Annotated in this window: 20 protein-coding genes and 1 tRNA gene; 12 read left to right on the top strand and 9 right to left on the bottom strand. The window is 35.1% G+C overall.

Annotation, left to right across the window (positions count from 1 at the left end; all coding sequences use genetic code 11):
* Positions 1-435 precede the first annotated feature (435 nt).
* The 7 genes from A3EM_RS0139995 to A3EM_RS0139965 all read left to right on the top strand — a co-directional run bounded on the left by A3EM_RS0139995 (position 436) and on the right by A3EM_RS0139965 (position 9,836).
* Positions 436-2,037, top strand: coding sequence for a DUF4384 domain-containing protein (locus A3EM_RS0139995; protein WP_020533861.1), 1,602 nt, complete (start codon positions 436-438; stop codon positions 2,035-2,037).
* A 111-nt stretch (positions 2,038-2,148) separates the two neighbouring features.
* Complete coding sequence (locus tag A3EM_RS0139990; protein ID WP_083925388.1) at positions 2,149-3,480, top strand: CsgG/HfaB family protein; 1,332 nt, start codon at positions 2,149-2,151, stop codon at positions 3,478-3,480.
* Between the two features lie 73 nt (positions 3,481-3,553).
* Complete coding sequence (locus A3EM_RS0139985; RefSeq protein ID WP_020533859.1) at positions 3,554-5,353, top strand: hypothetical protein; 1,800 nt, start codon at positions 3,554-3,556, stop codon at positions 5,351-5,353.
* A 264-nt stretch (positions 5,354-5,617) separates the two neighbouring features.
* Entirely contained in the window at positions 5,618-6,259 is a 642-nt protein-coding gene (locus A3EM_RS0139980; protein WP_020533858.1) for a hypothetical protein, read from the top strand.
* Positions 6,260-6,410: 151 nt separating this feature from the next.
* Positions 6,411-7,346 carry a hypothetical protein gene (locus A3EM_RS0139975; protein ID WP_157638312.1) on the top strand — a complete coding sequence of 312 codons (936 nt, stop codon included), beginning with the start codon at positions 6,411-6,413 and terminating at the stop codon, positions 7,344-7,346.
* 313 nt (positions 7,347-7,659) lie between these two features.
* Positions 7,660-8,349, top strand: a complete 690-nt coding sequence (locus A3EM_RS0139970) for an NUDIX hydrolase (protein WP_020533856.1) — start codon at positions 7,660-7,662, stop codon at positions 8,347-8,349.
* A 41-nt stretch (positions 8,350-8,390) separates the two neighbouring features.
* Positions 8,391-9,836 carry an arginine deiminase family protein gene (locus A3EM_RS0139965; RefSeq protein WP_020533855.1) on the top strand — a complete coding sequence of 482 codons (1,446 nt, stop codon included), beginning with the start codon at positions 8,391-8,393 and terminating at the stop codon, positions 9,834-9,836.
* A gap of 74 nt (positions 9,837-9,910) precedes the next feature.
* Here the strand turns inward: A3EM_RS0139965 and trpA are convergent, their stop codons facing one another.
* From trpA to A3EM_RS0139950, 3 genes are all read right to left on the bottom strand, one after another.
* Positions 9,911-10,681, bottom strand: a complete 771-nt coding sequence (trpA, locus tag A3EM_RS0139960; protein ID WP_026210888.1) for a tryptophan synthase subunit alpha — start codon at positions 10,679-10,681, stop codon at positions 9,911-9,913.
* A gap of 174 nt (positions 10,682-10,855) precedes the next feature.
* Positions 10,856-12,130 carry an aspartate aminotransferase type Ic gene (locus A3EM_RS0139955; RefSeq protein WP_020533853.1) on the bottom strand — a complete coding sequence of 425 codons (1,275 nt, stop codon included), beginning with the start codon at positions 12,128-12,130 and terminating at the stop codon, positions 10,856-10,858.
* Positions 12,131-12,213: 83 nt separating this feature from the next.
* Complete coding sequence (locus A3EM_RS0139950; protein ID WP_020533852.1) at positions 12,214-12,855, bottom strand: c-type cytochrome; 642 nt, start codon at positions 12,853-12,855, stop codon at positions 12,214-12,216.
* 412 nt (positions 12,856-13,267) lie between these two features.
* On the opposite strand from A3EM_RS0139950, the gene A3EM_RS0139945 reads away from it, so the two are divergent.
* Positions 13,268-13,816: a DUF2911 domain-containing protein gene (locus A3EM_RS0139945; protein ID WP_020533851.1), complete on the top strand. Its 549-nt coding sequence runs from the start codon at positions 13,268-13,270 to the stop codon at positions 13,814-13,816.
* 41 nt (positions 13,817-13,857) lie between these two features.
* Here the strand turns inward: A3EM_RS0139945 and A3EM_RS0139940 are convergent, their stop codons facing one another.
* Positions 13,858-14,298, bottom strand: a complete 441-nt coding sequence (locus A3EM_RS0139940; RefSeq protein ID WP_020533850.1) for a CBS domain-containing protein — start codon at positions 14,296-14,298, stop codon at positions 13,858-13,860.
* A gap of 272 nt (positions 14,299-14,570) precedes the next feature.
* Between A3EM_RS0139940 and A3EM_RS0139935 the strand changes: the two genes are divergently transcribed.
* Positions 14,571-16,112, top strand: coding sequence for a bifunctional 3-(3-hydroxy-phenyl)propionate/3-hydroxycinnamic acid hydroxylase (locus A3EM_RS0139935; RefSeq protein WP_020533849.1), 1,542 nt, complete (start codon positions 14,571-14,573; stop codon positions 16,110-16,112).
* Positions 16,113-16,637: 525 nt separating this feature from the next.
* Entirely contained in the window at positions 16,638-17,147 is a 510-nt protein-coding gene (locus A3EM_RS0139925) for a hypothetical protein (RefSeq protein ID WP_020533847.1), read from the top strand.
* A gap of 67 nt (positions 17,148-17,214) precedes the next feature.
* Here the strand turns inward: A3EM_RS0139925 and A3EM_RS0139920 are convergent.
* From A3EM_RS0139920 to A3EM_RS0139900, 4 genes are all read right to left on the bottom strand, one after another.
* A tRNA-Phe gene (locus A3EM_RS0139920) sits at positions 17,215-17,290 on the bottom strand.
* 162 nt (positions 17,291-17,452) lie between these two features.
* The gene (gene lpxK, locus A3EM_RS0139910; protein WP_020533845.1) at positions 17,453-18,529 is read right to left on the bottom strand and encodes a tetraacyldisaccharide 4'-kinase; all 1,077 of its coding nucleotides are present in this window, start codon (positions 18,527-18,529) and stop codon (positions 17,453-17,455) included.
* Between the two features lie 97 nt (positions 18,530-18,626).
* On the bottom strand, positions 18,627-18,905 hold the full coding sequence (locus A3EM_RS0139905; RefSeq protein ID WP_020533844.1) for a hypothetical protein: 279 nt from the start codon (positions 18,903-18,905) through the stop codon (positions 18,627-18,629).
* Positions 18,906-19,045: 140 nt separating this feature from the next.
* Entirely contained in the window at positions 19,046-20,116 is a 1,071-nt protein-coding gene (locus A3EM_RS0139900; protein ID WP_020533843.1) for a substrate-binding domain-containing protein, read from the bottom strand.
* A gap of 233 nt (positions 20,117-20,349) precedes the next feature.
* Here A3EM_RS0139900 and nagB point away from each other — a divergent pair, with 233 nt between their 5' ends.
* Positions 20,350-22,350 carry a glucosamine-6-phosphate deaminase gene (gene nagB, locus A3EM_RS0139895; RefSeq protein ID WP_020533842.1) on the top strand — a complete coding sequence of 667 codons (2,001 nt, stop codon included), beginning with the start codon at positions 20,350-20,352 and terminating at the stop codon, positions 22,348-22,350.
* Between the two features lie 131 nt (positions 22,351-22,481).
* Here the strand turns inward: nagB and lgt are convergent, their stop codons facing one another.
* Entirely contained in the window at positions 22,482-23,351 is an 870-nt protein-coding gene (gene lgt, locus A3EM_RS0139890; protein WP_020533841.1) for a prolipoprotein diacylglyceryl transferase, read from the bottom strand.
* Positions 23,352-24,073: 722 nt separating this feature from the next.
* Here lgt and A3EM_RS0139880 point away from each other — a divergent pair.
* Positions 24,074-25,288 carry an acyl-CoA dehydrogenase family protein gene (locus A3EM_RS0139880; RefSeq protein ID WP_020533839.1) on the top strand — a complete coding sequence of 405 codons (1,215 nt, stop codon included), beginning with the start codon at positions 24,074-24,076 and terminating at the stop codon, positions 25,286-25,288.
* Positions 25,289-25,305 lie beyond the last annotated feature (17 nt).

Below are 25,305 nucleotides of genomic sequence, written 5' to 3'. Positions count from 1 at the left end.
TCAGTATTTTATTTGAAAATTTATTAATTGTAAGATTTTGCGGACAATATCTTTACTCCATCAATTGTTTTTTAATTATCAATATTTTTTTAATTTCCACCCTCAAAGCTATAAATATCTTTTTTGATGTTTTGACTTTTGGGACTAAGAATTAACTTTTGCCGTACTACAAGTCCCTGATTTTTTTTAGCCGGGCAAATTTCAAGCAGATTTTTCATCCAAATTACACTCACTATCAGCTATTTAAACAGGTTTTAAATTAATTTTAGCATCAACAGTAATTCCATAATTTCATTTTTTCAAATTAATAGCACTTAATATTTGCGTTGGTACATTTTTAACACAAAATATTACCAAATTGAGGCAAAAAAATATTTTAAATAATCCAAAACAGATTTTTCCCGTATAAGCTGAATTGAACTAATCCCCTAGAAAATGTTTTCAAAGATTTTTTCATCACTTTCATTACTACTTTTAATCGTATTACAACACCCTCAACATCTTTCTGCCCAGGCTCCTGGATGGACGGATTATGTGGAAAGAACCAATCAGTTTCCCAAAGACAGCTACATTGTTGGGTTCAACTCAGAGAGAAATGTAAGTTCGTCACAAGCCGATGAGGTTCTGGAAAATTTATTAGACTATGCAAAAATACAACTCATAGAATCTATAAGTGTCACCATTAAAAGTATAGGAACACTCAATATCACCAATATCAATTCCCAAACCCATGAATACTTTAAAAAGACAAGTGCATCTTATTCTAAGGTAAATGTAACTGGCCTGAATACTGATATTTATTACGATAAAAGAAAAAAAGAAGCCTTTGCCATAGCCTATGCAAGCAGAAGCGAATTGATAGATACTTATCGAGACAAAATAAAGAAAGGTTCGGAGGTCATTAAAAGGAAAATTGAGGCTGCAAATACCTTCAAAATTAATGGTGATAACCAGAGCGCCATGAAAAATTATTTTGAAACCCTTCCGGTTTTTAGAGAGGTGGAAGAAGCCTATACCATAATTGTAGCCCTGAACACCGGCCTCATTCAGGAGATTGAGCCTGCAATTCAGGAAATTAATAATCAGAAATTTATGGTTAACCAGGCAGTTGCCGAACTTCAAAAAGGAGATGATTTAAGTCTGGATGATGTCGCTTATTTTATGGCCAAAGGATTTCAAATTCAGACTAATAAACCCAAAAGACCAATACAGTTAGCCAATTTTACTTACCAGGATTCTAAAATGGGAAGTCCCTTTTCTAAAAGATGGGGATCTGTATTTGAGAAAAAGCTGGTAGACGCAGCAGATTATCCTATAGTTAAATTTCAGGCAGATAATTTTTATTCCGGAAGTAATGTATTCAAAACTGAAGAGGATAATGAGCGCAAAGAATCCCTGTACAGGATTACCGGTACTTATTGGGAAGAAGGAGATGATATAAAAATAATTGCCATTTTAAGGGAAATTGAATCTGGAAAAGCACTGGCCAGTATGGAAGGCTCGCTTGATGTCTCCTGGTTGCTTGCCAATAATGTCCAATACCGCCCTGAAAACTTTGAGGTAGCTTACGAGAACCAAAAAGTGTTTAGTAAAGATGAGGATGAAGTCGTTGGAGGAGAATTGATGGTAGATGTCTGGACGAACCGGGGAGATGAAAATTTGATTTTTACAGAGGGAGAAACCATGAAAGTATTTGTGCGTGTAAATAAGCCTTCTTACTTAAGGTTTATCTATCACCTGGCAGATGGCACCAAAGTGATGCTACTTGATAATTATTTTATTGATCAGGAAAATGTAAATAAGGTTTATGAAATTCCTGAAGAATTCGAGTGCTCCGCACCTTTTGGAGTTGAAACCATGCAGATTAATGCCCAATCAAAGCGGTTTGAACCATTAAATTACAATTATCAGGATGGCTACCAAATTATCACTGATGACCTGGAAGAAGTGGTGAGTAAAACCAGAGGCTTCAAAACCAAGAAAAAAACAAGTAATGCTGAAAAAAGGGTAATTATCACTACCATTGCTGCAAATTAATTGTGCCATTTTTTTAATTCACTATGCTAAACCTGTTTTTTAATTGTTAATCTCTAAATAAAGAAACCTAATACATATTTCAATAATATATTTTTAACCTTTAAAGTAAGTATGTTATCTAATTATTCACGTTACCCAGTTACTATCATCACTTTTGGCTTCATGTTAATGCTTTTTTCCCTCCAAAGCTGTGTGGGACAGCACCGGAAATTCAGGAAAATGGCTGAAGATGCATTTGAATCCAGAAGATATGATGAAGCTGTAAAGCAAGCCGTAAACTCTCTATTTGAAAAACCCGAAAAAAACACGAAAGCTCAGGAAGTATTGGAATTGGCTTACCCGAGATTTATTAACGATTATGAGGATAAAATTAAAAGACTGCAGGCTCAATCTTCAACTTTTAATGATGATAAAACTGTAAAAGAAAGACGGGAAATTGTAAGCAGGTATGAGACTTTAATTAATTATACCAACGATATAAAAAACCTCCCTCCTGCTGCATTTGAGATGAAAAGAAGAAGTATTTCCTTCCAGTATAATGATTATTATAACCAGTTGGCAGAGGCCAAAAATGACCTTGAAAGAGGTATAGAAGATGCAGCGGAACTTCATTATCAAAAAGGACTAAGCCTAATGGCAGCAGGGGGAATTCCCAATAATAAGGAGGGTGCCAAAGAATTTAAAAGAGCATTGGGATATGTACCAAATTACCGGGATGCCGCTGATAAATATGAAGAAGCCAGAAAGGCTGGTACAACCAGGATAGCCATTATTCCTTTTGACAACAAAAGTGGCAGAACCCACTATGGAGCCATTGGGGAAATGATTACTGATAAAGTTGTTTCTATCATGTTCGAAGATCAATCTGCCATGGAGTTTTTGGAAATTGTAGACAGGGAACAGCTGGAGGTAGTAATGAAAGAACAAAAATTGTCACTTTCAGGTGCTGTAGATGACAATACGCTTGTGGAAGTAGGTAAAATTTTAGGTGTTCAGGAAATGATTACGGGAAGGATTACCCAGATTATTTCCGATAAAGAGGATATCAATAGCGAAAGTAAGCCAATTAAAAGAACCATTAAAGTAAAAACCGGAGAAAAAACTAACTCAGAAGGAAAAAAAGAGGCTGTTTACGGAGACAAAGAAGTGAGTGCAGTAATTACCCAATACACCAAGACTGCCGGAGCAAAAATGAGTGGTTCCTATAAAATTCTTGAAGTAAAAACCGCCAGACTTCTGGAAACCAAATCTTTTGAGGAATCGTATAGCTTTTATCATGAATGGGCGACATTCAGAGGAGATGAAAGAGCATTGAACTCTTCTGAAAAAAGGCTGGTAAGTGTAAAAGAGAAAAATGCACTTTCAGATGGGGAAAGAGTAAATGCAGTGGGTAATAAACTTGCCAATTCCCTTGCCAATAAAATTAAAGAATACACCCGATAAGAATATAAAAAGCCAATAGTAACCCTATTGGCTAATTAATTTCAAAAAAACGAAAACCAAGAAACCTAAACCCATGAAAAAGATAATACTTTTACTGGTTTCCTTTTTATTTATGCATCAATTGGCACAGGCTCAGGCCCCCCAATGGACTGACTATTATAAAAGGAAAAGTGCGTATCCGGAAAATTTATTTTTAACGGGTTTTTCTTCCCAGGGTAATGTAGCCGATGGCAATAAAGAACTATTTGATGTTTTAAGTGAGGTCGCCCGAAAACAACTGATTGAATCCATACAGGTTTCCATCAAAAGTGTGGCTGAAATTAATATTCAAAATATTAACAGTAAAACCCTGGAACAGTTTAAGCAATCAAGTGTTTCACTGGCACAGGCCAATATTGTTGGGCTTAAATACGAAACCTACTACGATAAAAAAAATAAAGAAGCCTATGCTTTTACCTATGCCCGTATCAGTGAAGTAATTGATTATTATAAAAATACCATTTCCAGTAACATTGACAAGATTAATCAAAAAGTTACTGCTGCAGAACAGGCTATAGCTGGTGATGATAAACAAGCTGCCCTAAAAGCATATTTCGAATGTAATCCATTATTCCTTGAAATTGAAGAAGCACAATTTATTTTATTGGCACTCAAGGAAACTTCAGAAAATGCTATCCAGTCGAATCGGGTAAATGAATTAGACTTAAAAGTAAAAGAAGGGAAATCCAAATTGCTCAACAGTAAGCAACTTACTTTGGATGATGTGGGCTACTTCATGGCTTATGGATTATTCCTTCAAACAGATAAACTTGATGGAGCAATAGTTTTAAATCCAATCACCTATCAGGATACAGAGCTGGAAAGTGAACTCTCAGGCGTATTTGATAAAGTGTTTGAGCAAAACCTTGTGAATGTTTCCAAATACCAGATTATCAGTCCTGGAGGAGCTGGGGCTGTTTATAGCATTTCAGGTACTTATTGGGAACAGGCTGATTATATTCAGGTAATTTCCAATCTTAAAGAAGTGAAATCGGGAAAAACCATAGCCAGTGCTGAAGGCATTTTGCCATTTTCCTGGGTAGAAACCAATAAAGTAGATTATATTCCCTCAAGCATTAAAAAGGCCGAATTTATTGATTATCTGGAATTAAAAGCCCAGGAAACCAAAATGGAGGGAAAAGTCAATCAGGATTTAAAATCTCCTATTGTGATCAATGCCATATTTTCTGGAACTTCTGCGACAAACCAGTTAGCTAACCTTCCCATCAAATTTTCCTTTTTGGGAGAAGGAGATAAAGAAATAGGCATCACTAAAACTGATAGAAATGGTGTAGGTCGGTTTTTCGCAGGAAAAATAACTTCCGATAAGAAAATGCAAATCATTCAGGCAGAGCTTGATGTAGCCACCTATTTGGGCATTGACATTACCTCCAGATATTACCAGAAAGTCGTACAGGAACACCGAATTCCTTCCACCAAAATATTCCTGAATGTTTCAGGATTATTAATGTACATTACTTCTAATGAAACAAATGGCGGTCGAAAATTGACTATACCTTATTTGGAGCCTTCCCTTAAACAGGTGCTTTCAGACAATGGGTTTGCCTTTACAGACGATATGTCCAAAGCTGATTATGCAATTGACATTCAGGCCAATGCCAGAAATGGATCTTCATATGATGGAATCTATTTTTCTTTCGCTGATGCCACAGTATCGGTAACCGACTTAACCACTGGAAATGAGGAATATAAAGGATCTTTCAAAGATGTGAAAGGAGGTGGAGCAAACTATGACAGGGCGGGAATTGCGGCCTTAAAAAAGATCTCGGATCAGATCAGCAAGGACATGTTAAATGAGTTAAAAAAGTCTTAATCAGCTTTTTTTTATAACCTTATTGGAATGCCCTCGTATAACGTTCTAAAATAAAAAAAGCTTTGTTAAAAATCTATTTTAATAATATTCTCAGAAAAAACTTTAAAGTAAAGCTTTCCGTTATAAGACTAAATTTCATTATTGAAATTTATTTTTTAACTTGATAAGGAAATTACTACTTTTCACAAACCAAATTAGAATCACCCCATTTTATTTAATTTTTAAATTTTACTAGATACCATTTATCAATCAAATTAATTAGAGATGAAAAAACAATTCATTTTATTATTTGCTTTAGTAATAGCTGTTTCTGCGGTCAATATTTCTTTTGCACAATCTGACTTAAAGAAAAAAGATTTAAAAGCAATAAAATCTGCCAAGAAACAGGCAAAAAAGATGAAGAAAGAAGGGTGGGCTGTGGCTCCTGGTTCACTTCCAATGGAAAAAGCATTGGAGAGATCCTGGTCAATGCTACTGGCGACCAACGAACAAGGCAATAAAAAATTTATTGATGCTGACGGAAATGCTGTGGCAGAATCAAAGTCTGCTGCTGATTTACAAGCATTAGAATTGGCAAAATTAAATATTGCTGGTCAGTTAGAAACTCAGGTAGCTGCCCTTATTGAAGCATCGGTTGCTAACCAGCAGTTATCAAGAGAAGAAGCTGCTTCTGTAACCAAGGTTGTTGCCGGTTCTAAAAACATGATTAAAAATACAATTGGTAACATTGATCCTGTATACAAAGTGTACAGAGATGTAGGAAGCAAAAATGTAGAAGTTCAATTAAAAATCTTCTACAATTATGATCAGGCTATGACCGGTGCCAAAAAGGTAATCAGAAATAAGCTTGAAGAGGAAACTAATATTATCCACGAAAAATTAGATAATATCCTTGATTTAAAATAATCTTTTAGAGTAAGGAATTCGTTAAAGAGGTTGGGAAATTCAAAAGTCCTAACCTCTTTTTGTTTAAATTTGGATGAGCAATTTCATTCATAACATGTATCATTTTTACCCATTACGCTGCAAATACACATTTCAGGAACCTACTTTAAAAATGAAAACAACTTTAATCATTATCTTCATATTATCAGCTGTTTCAATAGTAAATGCCCAAAAAAAGCCGAAAACTGAAAAAGTAGCTGGTAAGGCTGAAATCAGAGTGGAGGATTCATACTGCATCGGTGAAATTAAACAGAGAGTGATCGATCTTGCAAAAATAGATGCACTTGAAAAAACTTTCGGAAAAGTAATCGTACAAGGGACTAATACCTATATTGAAAATGTGAATACCGGAGAACGTTCCTCTACGAATACCCAAATGAATGTAATCGCCAATTCAATGGTAAGAGGAGAGTTTGTAGAAGAAAATGTAACTAAATTGGAGTGGTTTTTAAGAGATCGGCAAAACCCAACAGGAATGAAACAGGAATTATGGATACTCTGTGAAATTGAAGGGAAAGCCAGGGAAATGAAGGAGGCAGATGTTGCCTATGAAGTTGCAACCATGAATTGTACTAATCCCGGAGCATGTAATACCGAAGTTTACCAAAACAATGAAAGGGTATATCTCAATTTCCAGACTCCTGTGCAGGGCTATCTGAGTGTATATATGCAAGATAATGAAGATGATATTATTTACAGGTTATTTCCCTACAGCAAAATGAGCGGTGAATATGAAAGTGCTGTTCCTGTAAAAGCTGATTTGAATTATGTTCTTTTTTCTGAACAACATCATAAGGCTTTATTTCCGGATGTAAGCAGAAGTATTTTGGATCCTATCTCCGCTTACACTACAAAAGAACAATTGTTTAACAGGATTTTTGTAGTCTTTTCCCCAGAACCATATAACAAACCTGTTTTGGAAATTAATCAGGCCGCTGGGGGAATCAAAACAATAGCACCTGAAAAATTCCATCAATGGCTTAATAAAAACAAAGCCAGAAGTACAAATTTCCAAACCAGTAATATCGACATCATCATTAAAAAATAATTCTTTCATCTGACAGAAAATTCAATTCCGGAAAATTTCCCTGAATTATTGGCCTTCCTTGGTAAAAACCTGATATTTGAAGCTTAGAGCCTGTTTAAAATTTAGGCTTTCAGGCGAAAATGATCATTTTTGGGTTCTCACGAATTAAGATTTTTTTCAATAGCAGTACTATTCGGAAATTTTATTTTGAAGTGAGGTTCTATAATTGGACGTTTGAAGCGAAATAGTTAAAATTTAAACATGCTCTCAGGAAGTTGTAGCACACACTTTCTTAAATGATCTTTTAATTACTATCATTTTTTGCCAGTTGCTAATGGTTGCTTATTATCGAAAGAAGGACAGATTTCTTATTGCAGTTGACTGTATCATTTTTGGGTTTGAAAACGGTGAATTAAAACTTCTTTTAATTAAAAGAAATTTTGAGCCAGCCAAAGGCAAATGGTCATTAATGGGTGGATTTTTAAGCGAAAAAGAGACCCTGGATAACGCTGCGAAAAGGATTCTTGATAATCTAACCGGTTTATCAAAAATATATATGGAGCAGGTTTATGGATTTAGCCAGCCAGATCGTGATCCGGGTGAAAGAGTAATCTCAGTGGCCTATTATGCTTTAATTAGAATAAATGAATTTGATAATAAGCTTATTGAAGAACATGGAGCTAAATGGATTTCTGTAAATGAAATTCCAAATTTAATTTTCGATCATAACAAAATGGTGGAAAATGCTTTTAAAAAGCTACAGTGGAGCACCAGGTACAAACCAATAGGCTTTGAATTGCTCCCGGAAAAATTCACCATTCCCGAACTCCAGGCTTTATATGAGGCCATCCAGCAAAAAAACTACGATAGAAGAAACTTTTCTAAAAAAATTCTCTCAATGGGGTTTATCGACCGACTGGATGAAAAGCAAAAAGGATTCTCCAAAAAAGGGGCTTATTACTATAAATTCAACAAGCAAAAATATGATGAGCTGAGTGAACAGGGTTTTGATTTTAAATTATGAGATGAATTTATAAAATAAACAACCAATAAAAATAACTACACATGTCAACACCGAACAATATCCATGTAAGTTCTGAAGTCGGAACTTTAAGGAAATTGCTTATCCATAGTCCGGATGCAGGAATTGGAAAAGTAATTCCAAGTAAGGCTCAGGATTGGCTTTTTGAAGATATTATCCATTTGGATACCATGAGAAGCAAGGAGTATGATCTTTACACCAAAATTTTGCTTTATTTCCTTGACCCGGAAAAGGTAAAAGGAAAAATTAAAGATATTGATCATCCTGACCAAAACCGGGATTTCTACAAACCCGACAAAACCAATTATTTCAAATCGGACAAAGTAATAGATCCTCAATCTTTATTAGCTGAAATACTTGAAAATATTGAGGTTAAAAATAAACTTGTGGCCTCCATCTGTTCATTTGAAGGCACCTCCTACTCTACTCAGGAAAGTTTATTTCATCTCAGCAATCATGATTTAGCCAGAACTTTAATATCCGGAATTCTTCCTACCCAAAAAATGATTTTCCCACCTATCCCGAATTTTATTTTCACAAGGGATATAGCTGTTGTGGTGAATGATCATATTATGCTTACCAGACCTGCTACCCAGGCCCGGTCAAGAGAAGCTATTCTGACGGCATACATCATGTTCAACCATAAAATGTTTGAAAACTATAGGGATAAGATTATTGAAATCACCAATAAGGAAGATTATTTCCTTTATGATGATAATGAAAAAAAATACAAGAACGTAACAATAGAGGGTGGTGATGTCATGACAGTGGCTCCAAATCATTTGCTTATAGGTTGCAGTGAAAGAACCTCTCTTCATGCGGCAAGTGTAGTAATTCAAAAATTATTCTCCAGAAATGTGGTGGATAAAGTGTCTGTTGTACAAATTCCCAACAAAAGGGCTTTTATGCATATCGATACCACATTTACCCAGGTAAAAAGAAACTTGTGGGTTATCCATGCCCCTTTTTCCAAACAAGGTACCGATTATGATACTAAGGATTTAATTCCCGAACTGGGCGAACCTACCGAAAAATTCACTCTGAATATTACCCAGTTTCAAAAAGGGAAAGTAGACCAGCCTGTTAAGTTTGATTATCTGGAAGACTTATTAGATGACATCAGCCGGAAAGATTTGAAAAGTGAAGAACCAACCGAATTTATTTACTCCGGAGATGGTGTTTTTCCTTTTGGCCAAAGAGAACAGTGGACAGATTCCTGTAATGTTTTGGCACTTAAGGAAGGCGTAGTAATTGCCTACGATAGAAATGATAAAACGGCAGAGGGTTTTAAACGAAAGGGGTTTAATGTTGTACATGCCAACGAATTGTTAAATCAATTTGAAAAAAATGAAACAAATCCTGAAGAAATCAGGAATACCCTTATTTTGCTTCCCTCAGGAGAGCTTTCCCGAGCCAGAGGTGGTTCACATTGCCTGAGCATGCCGTTACTCAGGGACCCAATTGTTTAACATATGAAAACAAAAAGCCTGTGACATAAAATTTTCACAGGCTTTTTTCAGATGTACCTCCAGAATTTAATGTTTTAACCTTTCACAGATTTCACAAATTCAGCAATATCCTTATCTAAATTATCCGATTGAGATAACAATTTAATAAATGCACTTCCTATTATAGCTCCTTCCGCATAAGCACAGGCATTTGTAAAAGTTTCATTATTGGAAATCCCAAAACCAATTAATTTTTTATTTCTTAGATTATAAGATTTCACCCGCTCATAATATTCTACTTGCCCCTCCTGGATTTTATCTTTTGCTCCTGTAATACTATTGCTGGAAACCATGTAAATAAAACCGTTTGAAGCTTCGTCTATTTGCTTAATCCGCTCCTCAGAAGTTTGAGGCGAAATAAGGAATATATTATACAAACCAGCTTTATCGAATAATGCTTTATATTCCCGCTTAAAGTCTGGTAAAGGCAAATCAGGCAAAATTGTCCCATCAATGCCAATAGCCTTACATTTTTCTACAAACCGCTCTACTCCATATTGAATGACCGGATTGATGTACCCCATCAGGATGATTGGAATATTGGTATGATCTCTAATACCTTCTAATTGTTCAAACAATTTGGTGATTGTCATGCCATTTTCCAAAGCCTCCATATTACTTTCCTGAATGGTGGGTCCATCAGCCACGGGGTCGGAATAAGGCATTCCAATTTCTATTAAATCAGCCCCTCCCTTTTCCAGCGCCTTAATTATTTTCACGGTATCACCTAATTTGGGATAGCCTGCAGTAAAATAAATATTAAGTATATTCTTCTTTTCCTGAAAAACCTGATCTATTCTATTCACTTTATTCAAATATTTAAAATGCCCTAAAAAACTATTTTATCCAGCCGACTGGGCTTAAAAGTAAAAGCGTATCAGGACCAAACAATAGCCATTGATACGCTAATTTTACTTTCTGCAAGTTAGCAGTTTTTTAGAAAAATCGCTCAAAAATTATTGAGGGCAATTATAAAACAACTAACTTAAATACTTCTTCACACTGGCAATTTTTACACAAACTGCTACTACCTCCATAGCTTTTTTAATTTCTTCCAAAGAAGGAAGACTTGGTGCCAGTCTTATATTTTTGTTATCAGGGTCTTTTTTGTAGGGAAAAGTCGCTCCGGCTCCTGTTAGTTTTACTCCAACTTCTCCGGCCATAGCCACTACATCTTTAGCACAATCATCAAGTGTATCCATGCTTATGAAATAACCTCCATTCGGATTACTCCAGGTGGCTATCCCCAAACCTCCTAATTCACTTTCAAGAATTTCTTTAACCAGTGAAAACTTTGGTTTTAATAAAGCAGCATGCTTTTTCATATGCGCCTTTAATCCATCAAAATTTTCAAAAAACCTGATATGTCTGAGCTGATTAATTTTATCCGGACCAATGGTTTGCATAGAAAGGTTTTTTCTCACCCAGGCCATATTGGCTTCACTGCCTCCCATTAATCCTACACCTGCTCCGGCAAAAGTAATTTTCGATGTTGATCCAAAAATAAACACTCTATCTGCGTTTTCAGCCGCTTTACAAGCTTCCAATATATTTTTTAATTGATCTTCCTGATCACTTAAATGATGAACCGTATAAGCATTGTCCCAGAAAATTCGGAAATCATTTGCGGCTGTTTTCATCCCTGCGAGTCTATCTACCACCTCATCACTGTAAGTTACCCCTGTAGGATTTCCATATTTTGGCACACACCAAATTCCTTTAATGGAATCATCAGCAGCCACTAATTTTTCAACTTCATCCATATCCGGACCATCAGGACCGTTGGCAACGGTGATCATTTCAATTCCATGGTGCTCACACACCGAAAAGTGACGGTCATACCCGGGGGAAGGACACAAAAATTTCACATTTTGCTGAATCCAGGGCTTTTCGCTTCCTACCACACCATGAAGCAGAGCATTCACCACTGTATCATGCATTAAAGTTAAACTTGCATTGCCTCCAATGATTATTTCATTTTCACCCACTTCCAGGAACTCGGCAAATAATGCTTTTGCTTCTGTCAAACCATCTACCCCACCATAATTTCTGCAATCTGTTCCATTAGCCGATTTATAGTCATCTTCCGTTAAAATGGTTAACATCTTTTGACTTAAATCCAGTTGTTCTGGTGAGGGTTTACCCCTTGTCATATCCAACTTTAGGTTCTGTGCTTTAATTTCCTCAAACCTACCTTCCAGTTTTTTTAATTCTGCCTGAAGTTTCTCCTTGCTATAATCTTTCAATGCCGTCATAATGAATCCTCCGTTCTGTTGAAAAAAATTTATTCGGCTGCAAATATATTTAATGAATCCTTAAAAAATCTCATTGAACGATATCATTTTCTCAAAGAAAATACATATTTCACCAATGCCTGAACCTCATCTTCTGAAAGTATTTTTTTGTAAGGAGGCATGGCATTTTTTCCATTCATAATTATTTCTGAAACCTCAGCCTCTGAAGATTGTGCCTCCTGTAAGTTTTTTGCTCCCACATTTTGTAAATCCCCATTTTCTCCATGACAGGCCACACAATTTGCCATAAATAACGCCTTTCCATGAACAACTGCATCATACCCCTCTGCATTAGCATCAGAAACGATTTCTCCTGAGATTGGCTTTTTCTCAATTCTTCGCTTGTTAATTTCAGCCAAACCATAGGCGCCAACCAATAGCAAAAAAGATAATGCGGCAAGGCCCTTGTTCATTTTCTTAAAACCTATTATGGCTAATGGAATACTGGCAAATACCAGAATTACCTTTATGATTAAAAGTGTCCGAATTTCCGGGATTTGGAAAATCATAAATAAGCCTGTACCCAAAAACAAAAAGCTGATGATCATTTCAGGAACTTTGACCTTTTTGGTAAAACCTTGTAATGCCTCTTTTTTTCCACTTAAAAGTAAAAAAGTCTTAACTAAATAAATGAGAAGAAATAAAACCACTACCAATTTATGCGTATGAAGTATTCCGGTATACATTTTAAATTTTTGTTAAATGAACATTTATATTGAATATATTTAATAAGCCACGATCAAAAAACCTCATTACAAACTCATTATCAACAAGTTGTAAACCAAAGACTTTTTATAACCGTTTGAATTTCTTCATTTTATCCAATTTAAAAAAAATGGATCAATCGAAAATTTAGGCCAAAATAAGCCCTCAAAAAATAGATGCCAAAATAAATTTGATGATTTAATTTTCCCGGCTACAGATTAGAAATTATAAAGTTTTGATCTTGCCTTTATTTGTTTAAATTGGCAGGCAGTGAGTTGTTTTTACCCTTAAAAATCGGAATAGAAATTATTAAGAAAAGGTATTTGTTCTTTTTAAAGAGGGTGAGGAATTATATACTAAAAAAAGCTATCAAACTAAAAAGAATAAATTGAAATGAGGAAACTATTATTTAAAGGGCTGGGTATATTAATATTCGCCATCATATTTTACATTGTTTATACAGTAGCCACTACCAAAAACCATAGTCCCCAGGATACAGCTACTTACACTGAAGATGGTTTTAATATTGAAGTGATTTATTGCAGACCTTACAAAAAAGATAGGGTTATTTTTGGTTCTGAGGATGAGGAAGCTCTCCAACCTTATGGTACCTATTGGAGAACGGGAGCTAATGATGCCACAGAAATTACTTTCAAAAATGATGTAAAAGTTGCAGGAAAAGACTTAAAGGCAGGAAGATACAGGTTTTACACTGTTCCTGGAAAAGAGCAATGGACCATAGCCTTCAATACGGAATTAGGACAATGGGGATATATGGAACCCAATTACGATTTAGATGTGCTGAAAGCGACAGTTCCCGTAAATTACAGAGACACCCCATTAGAACAATTTACCATTCTTCTACAAAATGACGGTGCAGATAAGGCGAAAATGATTCTTAGTTGGGATACCTCCGAAGTGGTTATTCCAATAGAGAAATAAGCTATGTTGCCATAATTTTTTTAAGATTAATTCTAAAGGCTCTAGACAAGCTGATCAGAATAATCTGCCAGTTTCATATATTTTATCAGGTCGAAAGTGGTGACAATCCCTACCAGTTTTTCCCTTTCCACAATTGGAATGGCGTGAAACTTATTGGTTTCAAATAATGAAATGGCATCCGAAATGGTTTGGTTACTTTTTAAAGTAAAAACATTTTTAGTCATGATTTCACTAACTGTAATGGTATGATAAATCAGGCTGTTTATTTCTTCTTCAGTTGCTTTCACTAGTGAAGCACCATAACTCACATGTAAAAAATCCTTATAACTTACGATTCCAATTAATCTGTTATCATGGGTCACAGGAATATGCTGATAAAAATTCTGATCAAAAACTTCTTTAATTACTTTTATTTTATCCTCAGCATTTACAGTCCTGACTGTAGCAGTCATAATTTCTGACAAGGGAAGACTCAGGTTCATAATAAGATTATTTTTAATGTAAAAAAATGGAAAACGCTTTTGCGCTTTGTGAGTCTGAAGTGTTAAAAAATTGGCAAGGAGGCTTTTTATAATAATCTAAAATTAACTTTAGCCTTTGTTATAAAACATGACAATAATCACCGAAAACGACTGATTATTCTGTACCATAAACCTTCATCTATTGATTTAGAACCTTAACACCTATCCATAAAAAAATCAACCTTCTAAATCCGATTCACCAGTGAAAAATTTTACGATTTGTACAAGAAATTATGACTTTAAATTATGATGTAATCATTGTAGGGTACGGGCCAGTAGGCATGGTAGCAGCCAATATTTTCGGAATGTATGGGCTAAAAACCCTTGTAATTGAAAAAAACACTACGCTCTATAATATTCCCAGAGCTATTCATTTTGATGATGAAATCATGCGGATTTTTCAATACATAGATCTGGAGAAGGAAATATTAGAAATTTCCAAACCGGTTCCAGGACTCCAGCTTATTGACAAAAATCAAAAAGTTTTATTCCAAATCACAAAAGGGGTTTCTTCCGGGTGGGAATCCAGCTATTTATTCTACCAACCAGAGTTAGAAAGTTGTTTACATCAGGGAGTACAAAGATTTGAGAATGTGGATGTAAAAATGGGAGTAAAATTCACCACACTTTCCCAATCCACAAATGAAATAAGCCTCTCTTTGGTAGATAATGGAAACCCACTTTCAGTAAAGGGTAAATACCTGATAGGTTGTGATGGTGCAAATAGTACAGTGAGGAAATTCCTGAAATTACCCCTGAGAAATCTGGGATTTACCAGTGCTAATTTAAAAATTGACCTGACTACTAAAACCGGAAATTATCCTCAATTCAGTAGCTGGATTCAAAAGCTTTGCGAACCAAAACTTGGTTCCTTTGTATTTTTAAATGGCAGAGCAAATCATTTAAGATGGGAATTTTCACTACACAAAAAAATCCCTAAATCCCTGGCCGAATCCCCAGAATTTGTGGAAAAAAATCTTTCAAAAGTCATTGATCCAAAAGAGATTGAAATTAGGCATATAGCTTTTTATCAGTTTCGGTCAGTAATTGCAAAGAAATGGAGGGTAAACAAGGTTTTTCTGACAGGAGATGCTGCCCATCAAATGCCTCCTTATATCGGCCAGGGAATGGCTGCAGGAATAAGAGATGTTTCAAATTTAAGCTGGAAACTCTTTTTAAAAATTCAGGAAAATGCAGGAGATAAATTGTTGGAAAGTTATCAGAAAGAAAGGTTTTCGCATGTCTTCAAAGTAATAATACTTACCATCCTTGTGGGCAAATTATTCATTTCAAAGTTATCTTCTTTATTAAAAGCAGCGGCCTGGGTTTTACCCAACCATCTGAGAAAGATTAAAATCAGCGAAATCCCCTTAAGCAATGGATACTTTGGCAGAAATAAAAAAACCAAAGGAAAGCTCTTTATTCAACCAGAAGTCCATATTAAAGGGGAAGCCACTTCTATAAAACTGGATAAGGTCTTAGGAAAAGGATTTGTTATCCTTAGTTTGTATCAATCTCCCATCCCGGTACTTAGCCAACAAAACCAGGATTTCCTCAAAAGAATCAATTTCAAAGTTCTAATGATTAAAAATACCTCAGATGAACTCAAAATGGATGAGGAAGTTTGTGATTCCGACAATGAATTGAAGAAATGGTTCTCAAGGCACAGAGTTGAAGTCGTAGTTCTAAGACCAGACCGGTATATATTTGACACTTCTCACATCCATAATCTAAACAAAACGATAGATTATATGAGAGAAAAATTAAGTCTTTAATAAATCCCAAAAAACATTTGAATCTTTCCCGAATTTAATTATATTGATTTCAGGCAGCAAACTCAAAAAATCTTTCAAAAACCAGCTCTGGTTAAACTAAAACTAGCATTTACCTTGAGTTTCCAAATTAGCCTAATCAGCAATTTCTGACCTAACGATAATACCAGTTACTTGCATTATTAAAATCTTCATACTCCCACAAACAAACCTTCAGAATTCAAAACAAACAAATCTTTCAAAACCAGGAATATTAAATTTTCACAGGAATGATTTGTGTGAAGGCTTGGCATCAGGGCCAAAGTTTTAAAGCGTCTTTTTGAATAATCATTCTAAACCTTGTGATTCGGCTGAAAATATTGCTAAGTCTGACTTTTACCTTAGTTTGCCCCATATAGATTCATTACAAGCCTGATTTTCCTCATTTCTTGGTGGGATAATCAGTCTTTCGATCACAAAGGGCTGGCTAACTCTTATAGATAAATTTTAAATATTTCTAACAACACTCTAAAACCTTAACAATTAATTATGAAAAAGCTTATAGCCACTATTTCCCTATTGGTTTTCATATATTTTCTGAATGGTTGCAATCCACAAGGAAAATCTGGAGATGAGAACGTACAGGTAGCCGCAATGTCTGAAGAAAAAGACCTTCAACATGTAGCTGGAACCTGGAAACTGCGAAAATACAAATATGGAACGGACAGTATTTATTCCGAATGGCCGGATGATTTAATGACAAAAATTAAATTAATCACTGATTCCCACTTTACATGGGTTTCCTATGATGAAAAAAATGTAATTGGTTCGGGTGGAGGAACTTATGCCTTTGATGGCGCAAATTACATTGAACATATTCATTTCTTTGAAGATGAAGAAGTAGACCTTACCGGAACTTCAGCGCATTTCCAGGTCAGATTTGACGGGAAAACACTTTACCAATCCGGATACACCAAGGAATATGAAATTGATCCTGAAACTCTGGAGTATGTCCTAAAAGATTCCACCTGGCTGGAAGAAATTTGGGAAAGGATCTAAAATAGTCTCCATTTATTTTTATCCAAAATCAAAAAACCCGCAAGAAAATTCCTGCGGGTTTTTACTTTGGTGGTGATAGGTGGATTCGAACCACCGACTCACGGATTTTCAGTCCGATGCTCTACCAACTGAGCTATATCACCCCGTTTTCATTTTGGTGGTGCAAACATAAATAATTTATTTATCTCGCAAAATTTTTTCTAAAAATTTTTCAAAAAAACTTATCGGAAACACAACTTGATTACACATAAACATTTGATTATCAATAAGAAATTGCATAAATATTTTTTTGGAAAAAAATTCAGTTATTTATTATTTCTATTGGCCTCCCTAATTTTATTTTTAACTATTGCTAAAAAATCACTTTCTCCATTCTGAAAACTTACTTCAATGGGCAAATAATAAAAGGGAATATTACGGAACAATTCCTGGAATTCCGGAGACCTGAACTTTACCGCATCTTTTTCAGTAGTCAAAATATACTTTTCCCTGCCACTCAGTTTTTGAAACGCTGCAATAATCTTTTCAGCATCACTTAAGGCATATTCATGGTGATCAGGAAATTCCTTATGGCCCAGCACTACAGCTTCTTTTTCAAGCTCACTGGTTAGATATTGCGAGTTGGCAATTCCTGTCACCAGAAAAAGATTTGCCTTTTGCAGACTGGCCTCAGAGCTTGAATTATTATCAAATACAGCTTTGGGAACACCATAACTGATTTTTGTAAAGAAGACTGGAGTTTCTGGCTTTGTATAATGAATTATTTCTTCTTCTATTTGATTCTTTTCCCTCTCTTCCAAATCTTCCGGACATTTTGATACAATAACACAATCAGCCCGCTTTGCACCATATCTGCTTTCCCTTAGTCTGCCAAATGGCAAAACAAAGTCTTTGGTAAATAACCTTTTATAGTCGGTAAGCAAAATATTGAGTTGAGGCTTAACTTTCCTATGTTGAAAGGCATCATCCAGCAAAACAACCTCTGTTTCAGGCGCTTCAGATAAAATGGCAGGAATTCCTATAATCCTTTCCTCACATACAGCCACAGTTATTTCATCACCAAATTTGGAATAAAATTGAAATGGCTCATCACCAATTTTTTTGGCATTAGCCTCATGATCTGCGATCACCAAACCTTTGGTTTTTCTCCCATACCCCCGGCTTAGTGTCCCTAGTTTGAAATCAGATTTTAAATTCCTGATTAAATATTCAATATGAGGTGTTTTTCCGGTCCCCCCTACTGTGATATTTCCCACATTAACCACCGGAACGTCAAACCTGACGGAAGGTTTATTCCCAATATCATAGAGATGATTTCTAAATCGGGTGATGAAATCGTAAAGAATGGAAAAAGGAAACAACAAAAGCTTAAACAAGTGCATAAAAAAACGTTTGGCCAGAATTGAGAAGCGAATAAAATCAATTCCCTAATTCCAACCAAACGTTTTGATAACTATGGGTAGGCTAATTTACAATTACCTAACTTTTCACAGCACAATTTTCTTTCATGAAATCCACCATTCTTTGAAGGTCTTCCGCCTTAAATTTGACAGTGGCAACGATATTTCTTTCTTTCTGCTTCCCTTTTAGAGATTGCTTGGCTCTCAACTGGAAATTAAAAATTTCCGGATCATTACTGGGATAAATCCTGATACAATTCATGTTATCAAAGCCTATCTCCTCAAAGTGAACAATCTCCTCGTTTTTTCCAGTAAGAGAGGTTACATATAAATTATTTTCTACTTCCTTAAAATCCATCAGACAAATAGGTTTTTCTTTTTAATTAAAAAGCATTTCAGTATAAATTATTATACAGAAATCAGAAGATTTTTATATGATTTACATCAATTGAAAAAACGCAGAAATAATCTTAAAAAAAACTTCATTATTTCGCCCGATTACTTTTCAGAATCAATATAATACTGAAGGTTTTCTTTGGAAATGATATCCAGTGGCAAATATTTAAGCTGGTCAACCTTTTTCTTAAAAATTAGGTAATCATTTAAAACAGATACCCCTAAATAACCCTGTCCTTTGGCATTTTGGTTAATTAAAAAATCAATTACTCCTTTTTCCAAATAATTGATATTAGGCTCTAATAGATCATATCCAATTAACTTTATATCCTCCCTTCCAATCACTTCAAGATAACCAGCTATTTCAAAGGCCTTAGAGGTAGTAACAAAAATGCCAGCAATATCCGGATTAATATTCATGATGGCATCCATTTGATCGAGTAAGGGCACCTGAAAGGGAATCTTCAAATAATGACTCACAATTTCAAACTGATCGTCCAACTCTTCCTGTTGTTCAAAATAATGTCTAAAACCCTTTTCCTTTTTTATAAGGTGAGTAGAACTTTCCAAATCCTCCGCCAAATGGGCAATTAGCAATTTTCCGCCCCCATTTATCCCATAATGAAGCATTTTTGCGGCCAGCAATCCACTTTGATAAGAATCCTGGCCAATATAACTCAAAGGTTTTTGGGCTCTGTCATCTGTATTGATTAATACAAAGGGAATATTTCTTTCTTTACAATTTCCTAAAAATTCCTGGGAAACATTAAAAAATATGGGAGCAACCAAAATTGCGTCAGGTTTATTTTCCAAAACCTGGTTTGCACTTTCAATAAAAGTATCAGGATTATATTGGTTGTAGGTATATTTTTTAATTCTTATGCCATATTGAAAAAATTCCTTTTCAGCTTTTTCGATACCGTTAAAAGGTTCCCTCCAATATAAATCCAGGTCCGGATCCGGCACTAAAGCGGCAATATTAAAAACCTTATTGGTACCCAAAGTTCGGGCAATCAGATTGGGCTCATAGTTCAGTTCTTTAATGATGGCCAGCACCTTTTTTTTGGCTTTCTCGGATACATTCCCTCTATTGTGTAATACCCTGTCTACGGTCCCAACAGAAACATTTGCTTTTTCAGCAATATCTTTAATCCTAATACTTCCCTTTTCCAAAATTGAATTGTGTTTAATTTCAAAATTACAATAAAAGGAATTTTAAAGCAAAATCAAACTTTAATCAATATTAAAATAATTATAATAATATCGAAAAAGTAAAAAAATGGTTCATCTATTCATTATTTAGAGCAGTGCCTAATTTGTGTTCGGACACACGTAAACAATCATTAACTGTGTGCGCACACAAAAATTGACTCAAAAATGTTTTTTTTAACAGAAATAATATATATTTGAATCAATTAAATTCAAAAATTATAAAAAAAATACAATTTCTTAACAGAGTAAGCAACCAAAAAAAGTCAAATCTTTATCAAAAAATGGAAGTATTAAATTATTCAGAAAGAACCTTAGAAAAATTACCGGTTAACATTTTTAATGAAGCCAAGCAGGGAGCGATAAGTGTAGCACAGGAAATTGCCAAATTAATCAAGGAAAAAGAAGCCCTTGGAGAAAAGACAGTTTTAGGATTAGCTACCGGATCATCTCCAATTAATGTATATAAAGAATTAGTAAGGTTACACAAAGATGAAAACCTTAGCTTTCAAAATGTAATTACTTTTAACCTGGATGAATACTTCCCCATGCAGCCGGATGCATTGCAGAGTTATGTGTATTTTATGCATGAGCATTTATTCAACCATATCGATATTAAACCAGAAAATATCCATATTCCCAATGGCACACTGGAAATTCAGGACATAAAAGGATATTGCCAAAAGTATGACCAAAAGATCAAAGAATTGGGCGGAATTGATCTGCAGCTTCTGGGAATCGGGCGTACTGGTCATATTGGTTTTAATGAGCCCGGATCAAAACTGGACTCCCCCACCCGACTGGTTAAATTGGATCCTATTACCATCACTGATGCAACCAAGGATTTTATCAAGGAGGAATATGTACCTTCCAGAGCGATAACCATGGGTGTAGGAACCATTATGAATGCCAAAAGGATTGTCCTTTTAGCCTGGGGAGATGGCAAAGCCAAAGTAGTAAAAGAGATGGTAGAAGGGAAAATATCCGATGAAGTACCGGCTTCCTTTTTACAATACCATAAAAATGTGAATGTAGTAATTGACCAGTGGGCAGCCCTGGAATTGAGCAGGGTAAAAACACCATGGTTGGTGGGTATCTGTAATTGGGAGGATCAACTAATTAAAAGGGCTGTAGTTTGGCTAAGTCAGAAAACAGGAAAGCCAATCCTTAAATTAACAGATGATGATTATAAAAACTGGGAATTAAGAGACCTTCTTGTGGAAAAAGGTCATGCATATAATATTAATATTGAGGTCTTTAAAGCAATTCAAAATACCATTACAGGTTGGCCTGGTGGAAAACCTAACTCCGATGACAAATTCAGACCGGAAAGAGCAGAGCCTGCCTTGAAAAGATCTATTATTTTCAGTCCCCACCCCGATGATGATGTAATTTCAATGGGAGGAACCTTAATCAGGTTAGCCGATCAGGGACATGATGTACATGTAGCTTATCAAACTTCAGGAAATATTGCTGTATTCGATGATGATGCGAGAAGATATGCTGATTTTGCATTGGACCTTGCTAAAAATCTTGGGATTGGAGAATTAGAAATGAGTAAAATCCACGAGGAATTATCCTCTTTCCTGAAAACCAAGAAGTTAGGAGAAGAAGATACGGCTGTAGTAAGAACCATTAAAGGTTTGATCAGGAAAGGTGAAGCAGCTGCAGGTTGTAGATTCTGTGGCGTTCCTGAAGAAAATATGCACTTTTTAAATCTTCCATTTTATGAAACAGGCCAGGTAAAGAAAAAGCCTGTGGGCAAGGAAGATATCCAAATTATTGCTGATTTGCTGGAGGAAATAAAACCTCATCAAATATTTGCCGCAGGTGACCTGAGAGACCCTCACGGTACGCATAAAGTTTGTCTTGAAGCTATTTTTGGAGCAATTGAATTGCTAAAAGATAAGGAATGGATGAAAGACTGCTATGTGTGGCTTTACAGAGGAGCATGGCAGGAATGGGACCTGGAAGAAATTGAGATGGCAGTTCCAATTAGCCCTGAGGAATTAATTCGAAAGAGAAAAGCAATTTTCAAACACCAGTCTCAAAAAGATACTCCTGTATTCCCCGGAAATGATTTGAGAGAGTTCTGGCAGAGAGCAGAGGATAGAAACCGTGAAACCGCCAGAATTTATGATGAGTTAGGTTTAACAGAATATGAAGCTATTGAAGCTTTTGTGAGATATAAATTTTAGCTATTAAGTCCCTATTTCTAAACATTAGAAATAGTTTCATTTTCATATTTTTTGATAAATTATTATTGGAAAACGAAAAAACCTGCTTTTTTAAGGCAGGTTTTTTTATGACTTATACATCATGAAAGTTTTTAGGCTTTTACTTTTTGTTTGGTACTACGGAAAATAACATAGAAGCCTGCCAACACTAATGGAATACTTAATATTTGTCCCATTTTTAAAGGCAAATCATTTTCAAAGCTTTCCTGTACCTCTTTAAGAAACTCATAAAAGAACCGAAGCCCGAAACAATAGACCAGGAAAATACCAAAAAGTAATCCTTCAGGAGTGTTTGACTTCCATTTATTCCAAAGAGCAAAAAGGATAAAAAATAAAAAAAGGCATGAAATAGATTCATAAAGTTGGGCAGGATGCCTTGGCTGAGGGTCATTTAACCTTTCAAAAACAAAAGCCCATGGCACATCTGTGGGAATACCTATAATTTCCGAATTCATTAAGTTTCCAAATCGGATAAAACAGCCTGCAAGTGCGACAATAATTACAATTCTATCCAGAATCCACAAATAGCTCTGTCCCGGTCTTTTTTGTTTTTTTACTGTAATTGAAGTAGGAACTATTCCAAATAACAATTTTGATTTTACAGAGTAATTCACATAAATGAATAGAGCAGTTAAAATACCAATTGTTGCTCCATGGCTTGCGAGTCCACCTTTCCAAACCATTAAAATTTCAAGAGGATTGGACAGGTAATAAACCGGGTCATAAAATAAGCAATGGCCTATTCTGGCACCGAGTATTGTGGCCAAAACCATATAAATAGTGAGGGTTTCTACATCTTCCTCTGGTTTTCCTTCGGCTTTAAATATCCTTAAAAATATAAATTGGCCTATTAGAAACCCCATCGCAAATAATAACCCGTACCATCTTACGGTAATCGGGCCAACAGTAAATATTTCAGGGTCAGGATTCCATTTTATTACAGCCAAAAGGTCTAAAAACATAATTCTATATCAGGCTAAAGTTTTTAAATTTTTAAAAGCGTAAATATAAAGATATGGGAATTAATATGGAGGGTAAGGACCAGTACTTTTTTAATATTGAGTAATTTCATCTCAATATCAATCAAATGGAACAAATTAAAAGGTAGTTTTTCTTTCCATCTAAGAATTGCTACAATTATAAAAAATATGGGCATAAAAAAAATGGACATTTTCGCAATTGAAACATCCATTTTTAAAACTTTACTTAATCTAAGAATAGTAAATAGTAATTGGTAATTTTGCTACATAGACAACTTGTTAATTAGTAAAGATTCATTTTCATATTTAGAAGACTAAGGATAAAGCAACGTTGAATAGTCAAATAAATTCATAGGATTAATTTTTAACGTTTCCCAAATATAAAAATAAAAAAACAAATTACAACCAATTAATTTAAAATTATTTTAATATAAAATTGAATTTAATTCATTATTGTTAATAATATCATAATAATCCGGCCTGTTTTTACACTTTTTTAATTCTTACCTTATTTGCAAATTTTTCAAAAAAACACTTAACTTTTTGATAAATTCATACCAAACACAGGGATTAATTATGCATAACACTGTAAATAACACTATTCTTTAAAACAAACCCGCTACCGAAAAGCCAAAATTATTTATCGTCTCTATTATTAAATTACAATATTTCTAAATTTGTAAAAACCACTGAACATTACACATATGAATACACAAGAAGAAAAAAATTTCATCAGAAAACCGCAAAATGAGCCCCTTCCTCAAACCGATTTTTACGGTATTTCAGATTTACTGACAGAAGAACACCTATTAATCCAGGAATCCATAAAACAATTTGTGGTGAAGGAAATCAACCCCATCATAGATGACTGCTATGAAAAAGCGTATTTCCCCAGGCATTTGGTAAAACAATTTGGTGAAATCGGAGCTTTTGGAGCCACCATTCCACAGGAATATGGTGGAGGTGGATTTGATGAAATTACCTATGGCCTGATCATGCAGGAAATAGAAAAAGGAGACTCTGGGATGAGATCAACTGTTTCTGTACAGAGTTCTCTGGTCATGTATCCCATATTTGCTTTTGGCTCCGAAGAACAAAAAAGAAAATACCTCCCCAAATTAGCCACCGGAGAATTTTTGGGTTGTTTTGGCTTAACTGAACCCAACCACGGCTCAAACCCTGGAGGAATGACCACCAATATTAAGGATATGGGTGATCATTATATCCTGAACGGATCAAAAATGTGGATTTCCAACTCCCCAATTGCCGATATTGCGGTGGTTTGGGCCAAAAATGAGGAGGGAAGAATTCATGGAGTGATTGTGGAAAAAGGTATGGAAGGATTTTCTGCACCTGAAATTCATGGAAAATGGTCATTAAGAGCAAGTATTACCGGTGAATTGGTTTTCGATAACGTAAAGATTCCGAAAGAAAACTTACTTCCTGGAAAATCAGGGCTGGGAGCACCTCTTAAATGCCTTGATTCTGCCAGATATGGAATTTCCTGGGGTGCAATTGGTGCCGCAATGGATTGTTATGAAACAGCCAGAAAATACGCATTGGAAAGGATTCAGTTTGATAAGCCAATTGCCAGTTTCCAGTTAATCCAAAAGAAGCTTTCTGAGATGCTCACAGAAATCACCAAAGCACAACTTTTAAGTTTGAGGCTTGGTCAACTTAAAAATGAAGGGAAAGCTACCACCGCACAAATCTCAATGGCAAAAAGGAATAATGTGGAAATGGCCATCAATATAGCCAGAGAAGCCCGGCAAATATTAGGAGGCATGGGCATTACCCAGGATTATTCAATTATGCGTCACATGATGAACCTGGAATCTGTGATTACTTATGAAGGTACACATGATATTCATCTATTGATTTTAGGACATGAAATAACAGGTATTCAGGCCTTTAAATAATTACAAAAGTTCTACTC

It is taken from the genome of Flexithrix dorotheae DSM 6795, from assembly GCF_000379765.1.
GTDB lineage: Bacteria > Bacteroidota > Bacteroidia > Cytophagales > Flammeovirgaceae > Flexithrix > Flexithrix dorotheae.
Note: the sequence above shows the minus strand (reverse complement) of the source record. Positions and strands in the feature narration are given on the sequence as shown.

What these genes read in the sequence shown, in the direction of transcription:
- A3EM_RS0139995 (WP_020533861.1), top strand. Translation starts at nt 436, where the DNA reads ATGTTTTCAAAGATTTTTTCATCACTTTCATTACTACTTTTAATCGTA.
- A3EM_RS0139990 (WP_083925388.1), top strand. Translation starts at nt 2,149, where the DNA reads ATGTTATCTAATTATTCACGTTACCCAGTTACTATCATCACTTTTGGC.
- A3EM_RS0139985 (WP_020533859.1), top strand. Translation starts at nt 3,554, where the DNA reads ATGAAAAAGATAATACTTTTACTGGTTTCCTTTTTATTTATGCATCAA.
- A3EM_RS0139980 (WP_020533858.1), top strand. Translation starts at nt 5,618, where the DNA reads ATGAAAAAACAATTCATTTTATTATTTGCTTTAGTAATAGCTGTTTCT.
- A3EM_RS0139975 (WP_157638312.1), top strand. Translation starts at nt 6,411, where the DNA reads ATGAAAACAACTTTAATCATTATCTTCATATTATCAGCTGTTTCAATA.
- A3EM_RS0139970 (WP_020533856.1), top strand. Translation starts at nt 7,660, where the DNA reads ATGGTTGCTTATTATCGAAAGAAGGACAGATTTCTTATTGCAGTTGAC.
- A3EM_RS0139965 (WP_020533855.1), top strand. Translation starts at nt 8,391, where the DNA reads ATGTCAACACCGAACAATATCCATGTAAGTTCTGAAGTCGGAACTTTA.
- A3EM_RS0139955 (WP_020533853.1), bottom strand. Translation starts at nt 12,130, where the DNA reads ATGACGGCATTGAAAGATTATAGCAAGGAGAAACTTCAGGCAGAATTA.
- A3EM_RS0139950 (WP_020533852.1), bottom strand. Translation starts at nt 12,855, where the DNA reads ATGTATACCGGAATACTTCATACGCATAAATTGGTAGTGGTTTTATTT.
- A3EM_RS0139945 (WP_020533851.1), top strand. Translation starts at nt 13,268, where the DNA reads ATGAGGAAACTATTATTTAAAGGGCTGGGTATATTAATATTCGCCATC.
- A3EM_RS0139940 (WP_020533850.1), bottom strand. Translation starts at nt 14,298, where the DNA reads ATGAACCTGAGTCTTCCCTTGTCAGAAATTATGACTGCTACAGTCAGG.
- A3EM_RS0139935 (WP_020533849.1), top strand. Translation starts at nt 14,571, where the DNA reads ATGACTTTAAATTATGATGTAATCATTGTAGGGTACGGGCCAGTAGGC.
- A3EM_RS0139925 (WP_020533847.1), top strand. Translation starts at nt 16,638, where the DNA reads ATGAAAAAGCTTATAGCCACTATTTCCCTATTGGTTTTCATATATTTT.
- lpxK (WP_020533845.1), bottom strand. Translation starts at nt 18,529, where the DNA reads ATGCACTTGTTTAAGCTTTTGTTGTTTCCTTTTTCCATTCTTTACGAT.
- A3EM_RS0139905 (WP_020533844.1), bottom strand. Translation starts at nt 18,905, where the DNA reads ATGGATTTTAAGGAAGTAGAAAATAATTTATATGTAACCTCTCTTACT.
- lgt (WP_020533841.1), bottom strand. Translation starts at nt 23,351, where the DNA reads ATGTTTTTAGACCTTTTGGCTGTAATAAAATGGAATCCTGACCCTGAA.
- A3EM_RS0139880 (WP_020533839.1), top strand. Translation starts at nt 24,074, where the DNA reads ATGAATACACAAGAAGAAAAAAATTTCATCAGAAAACCGCAAAATGAG.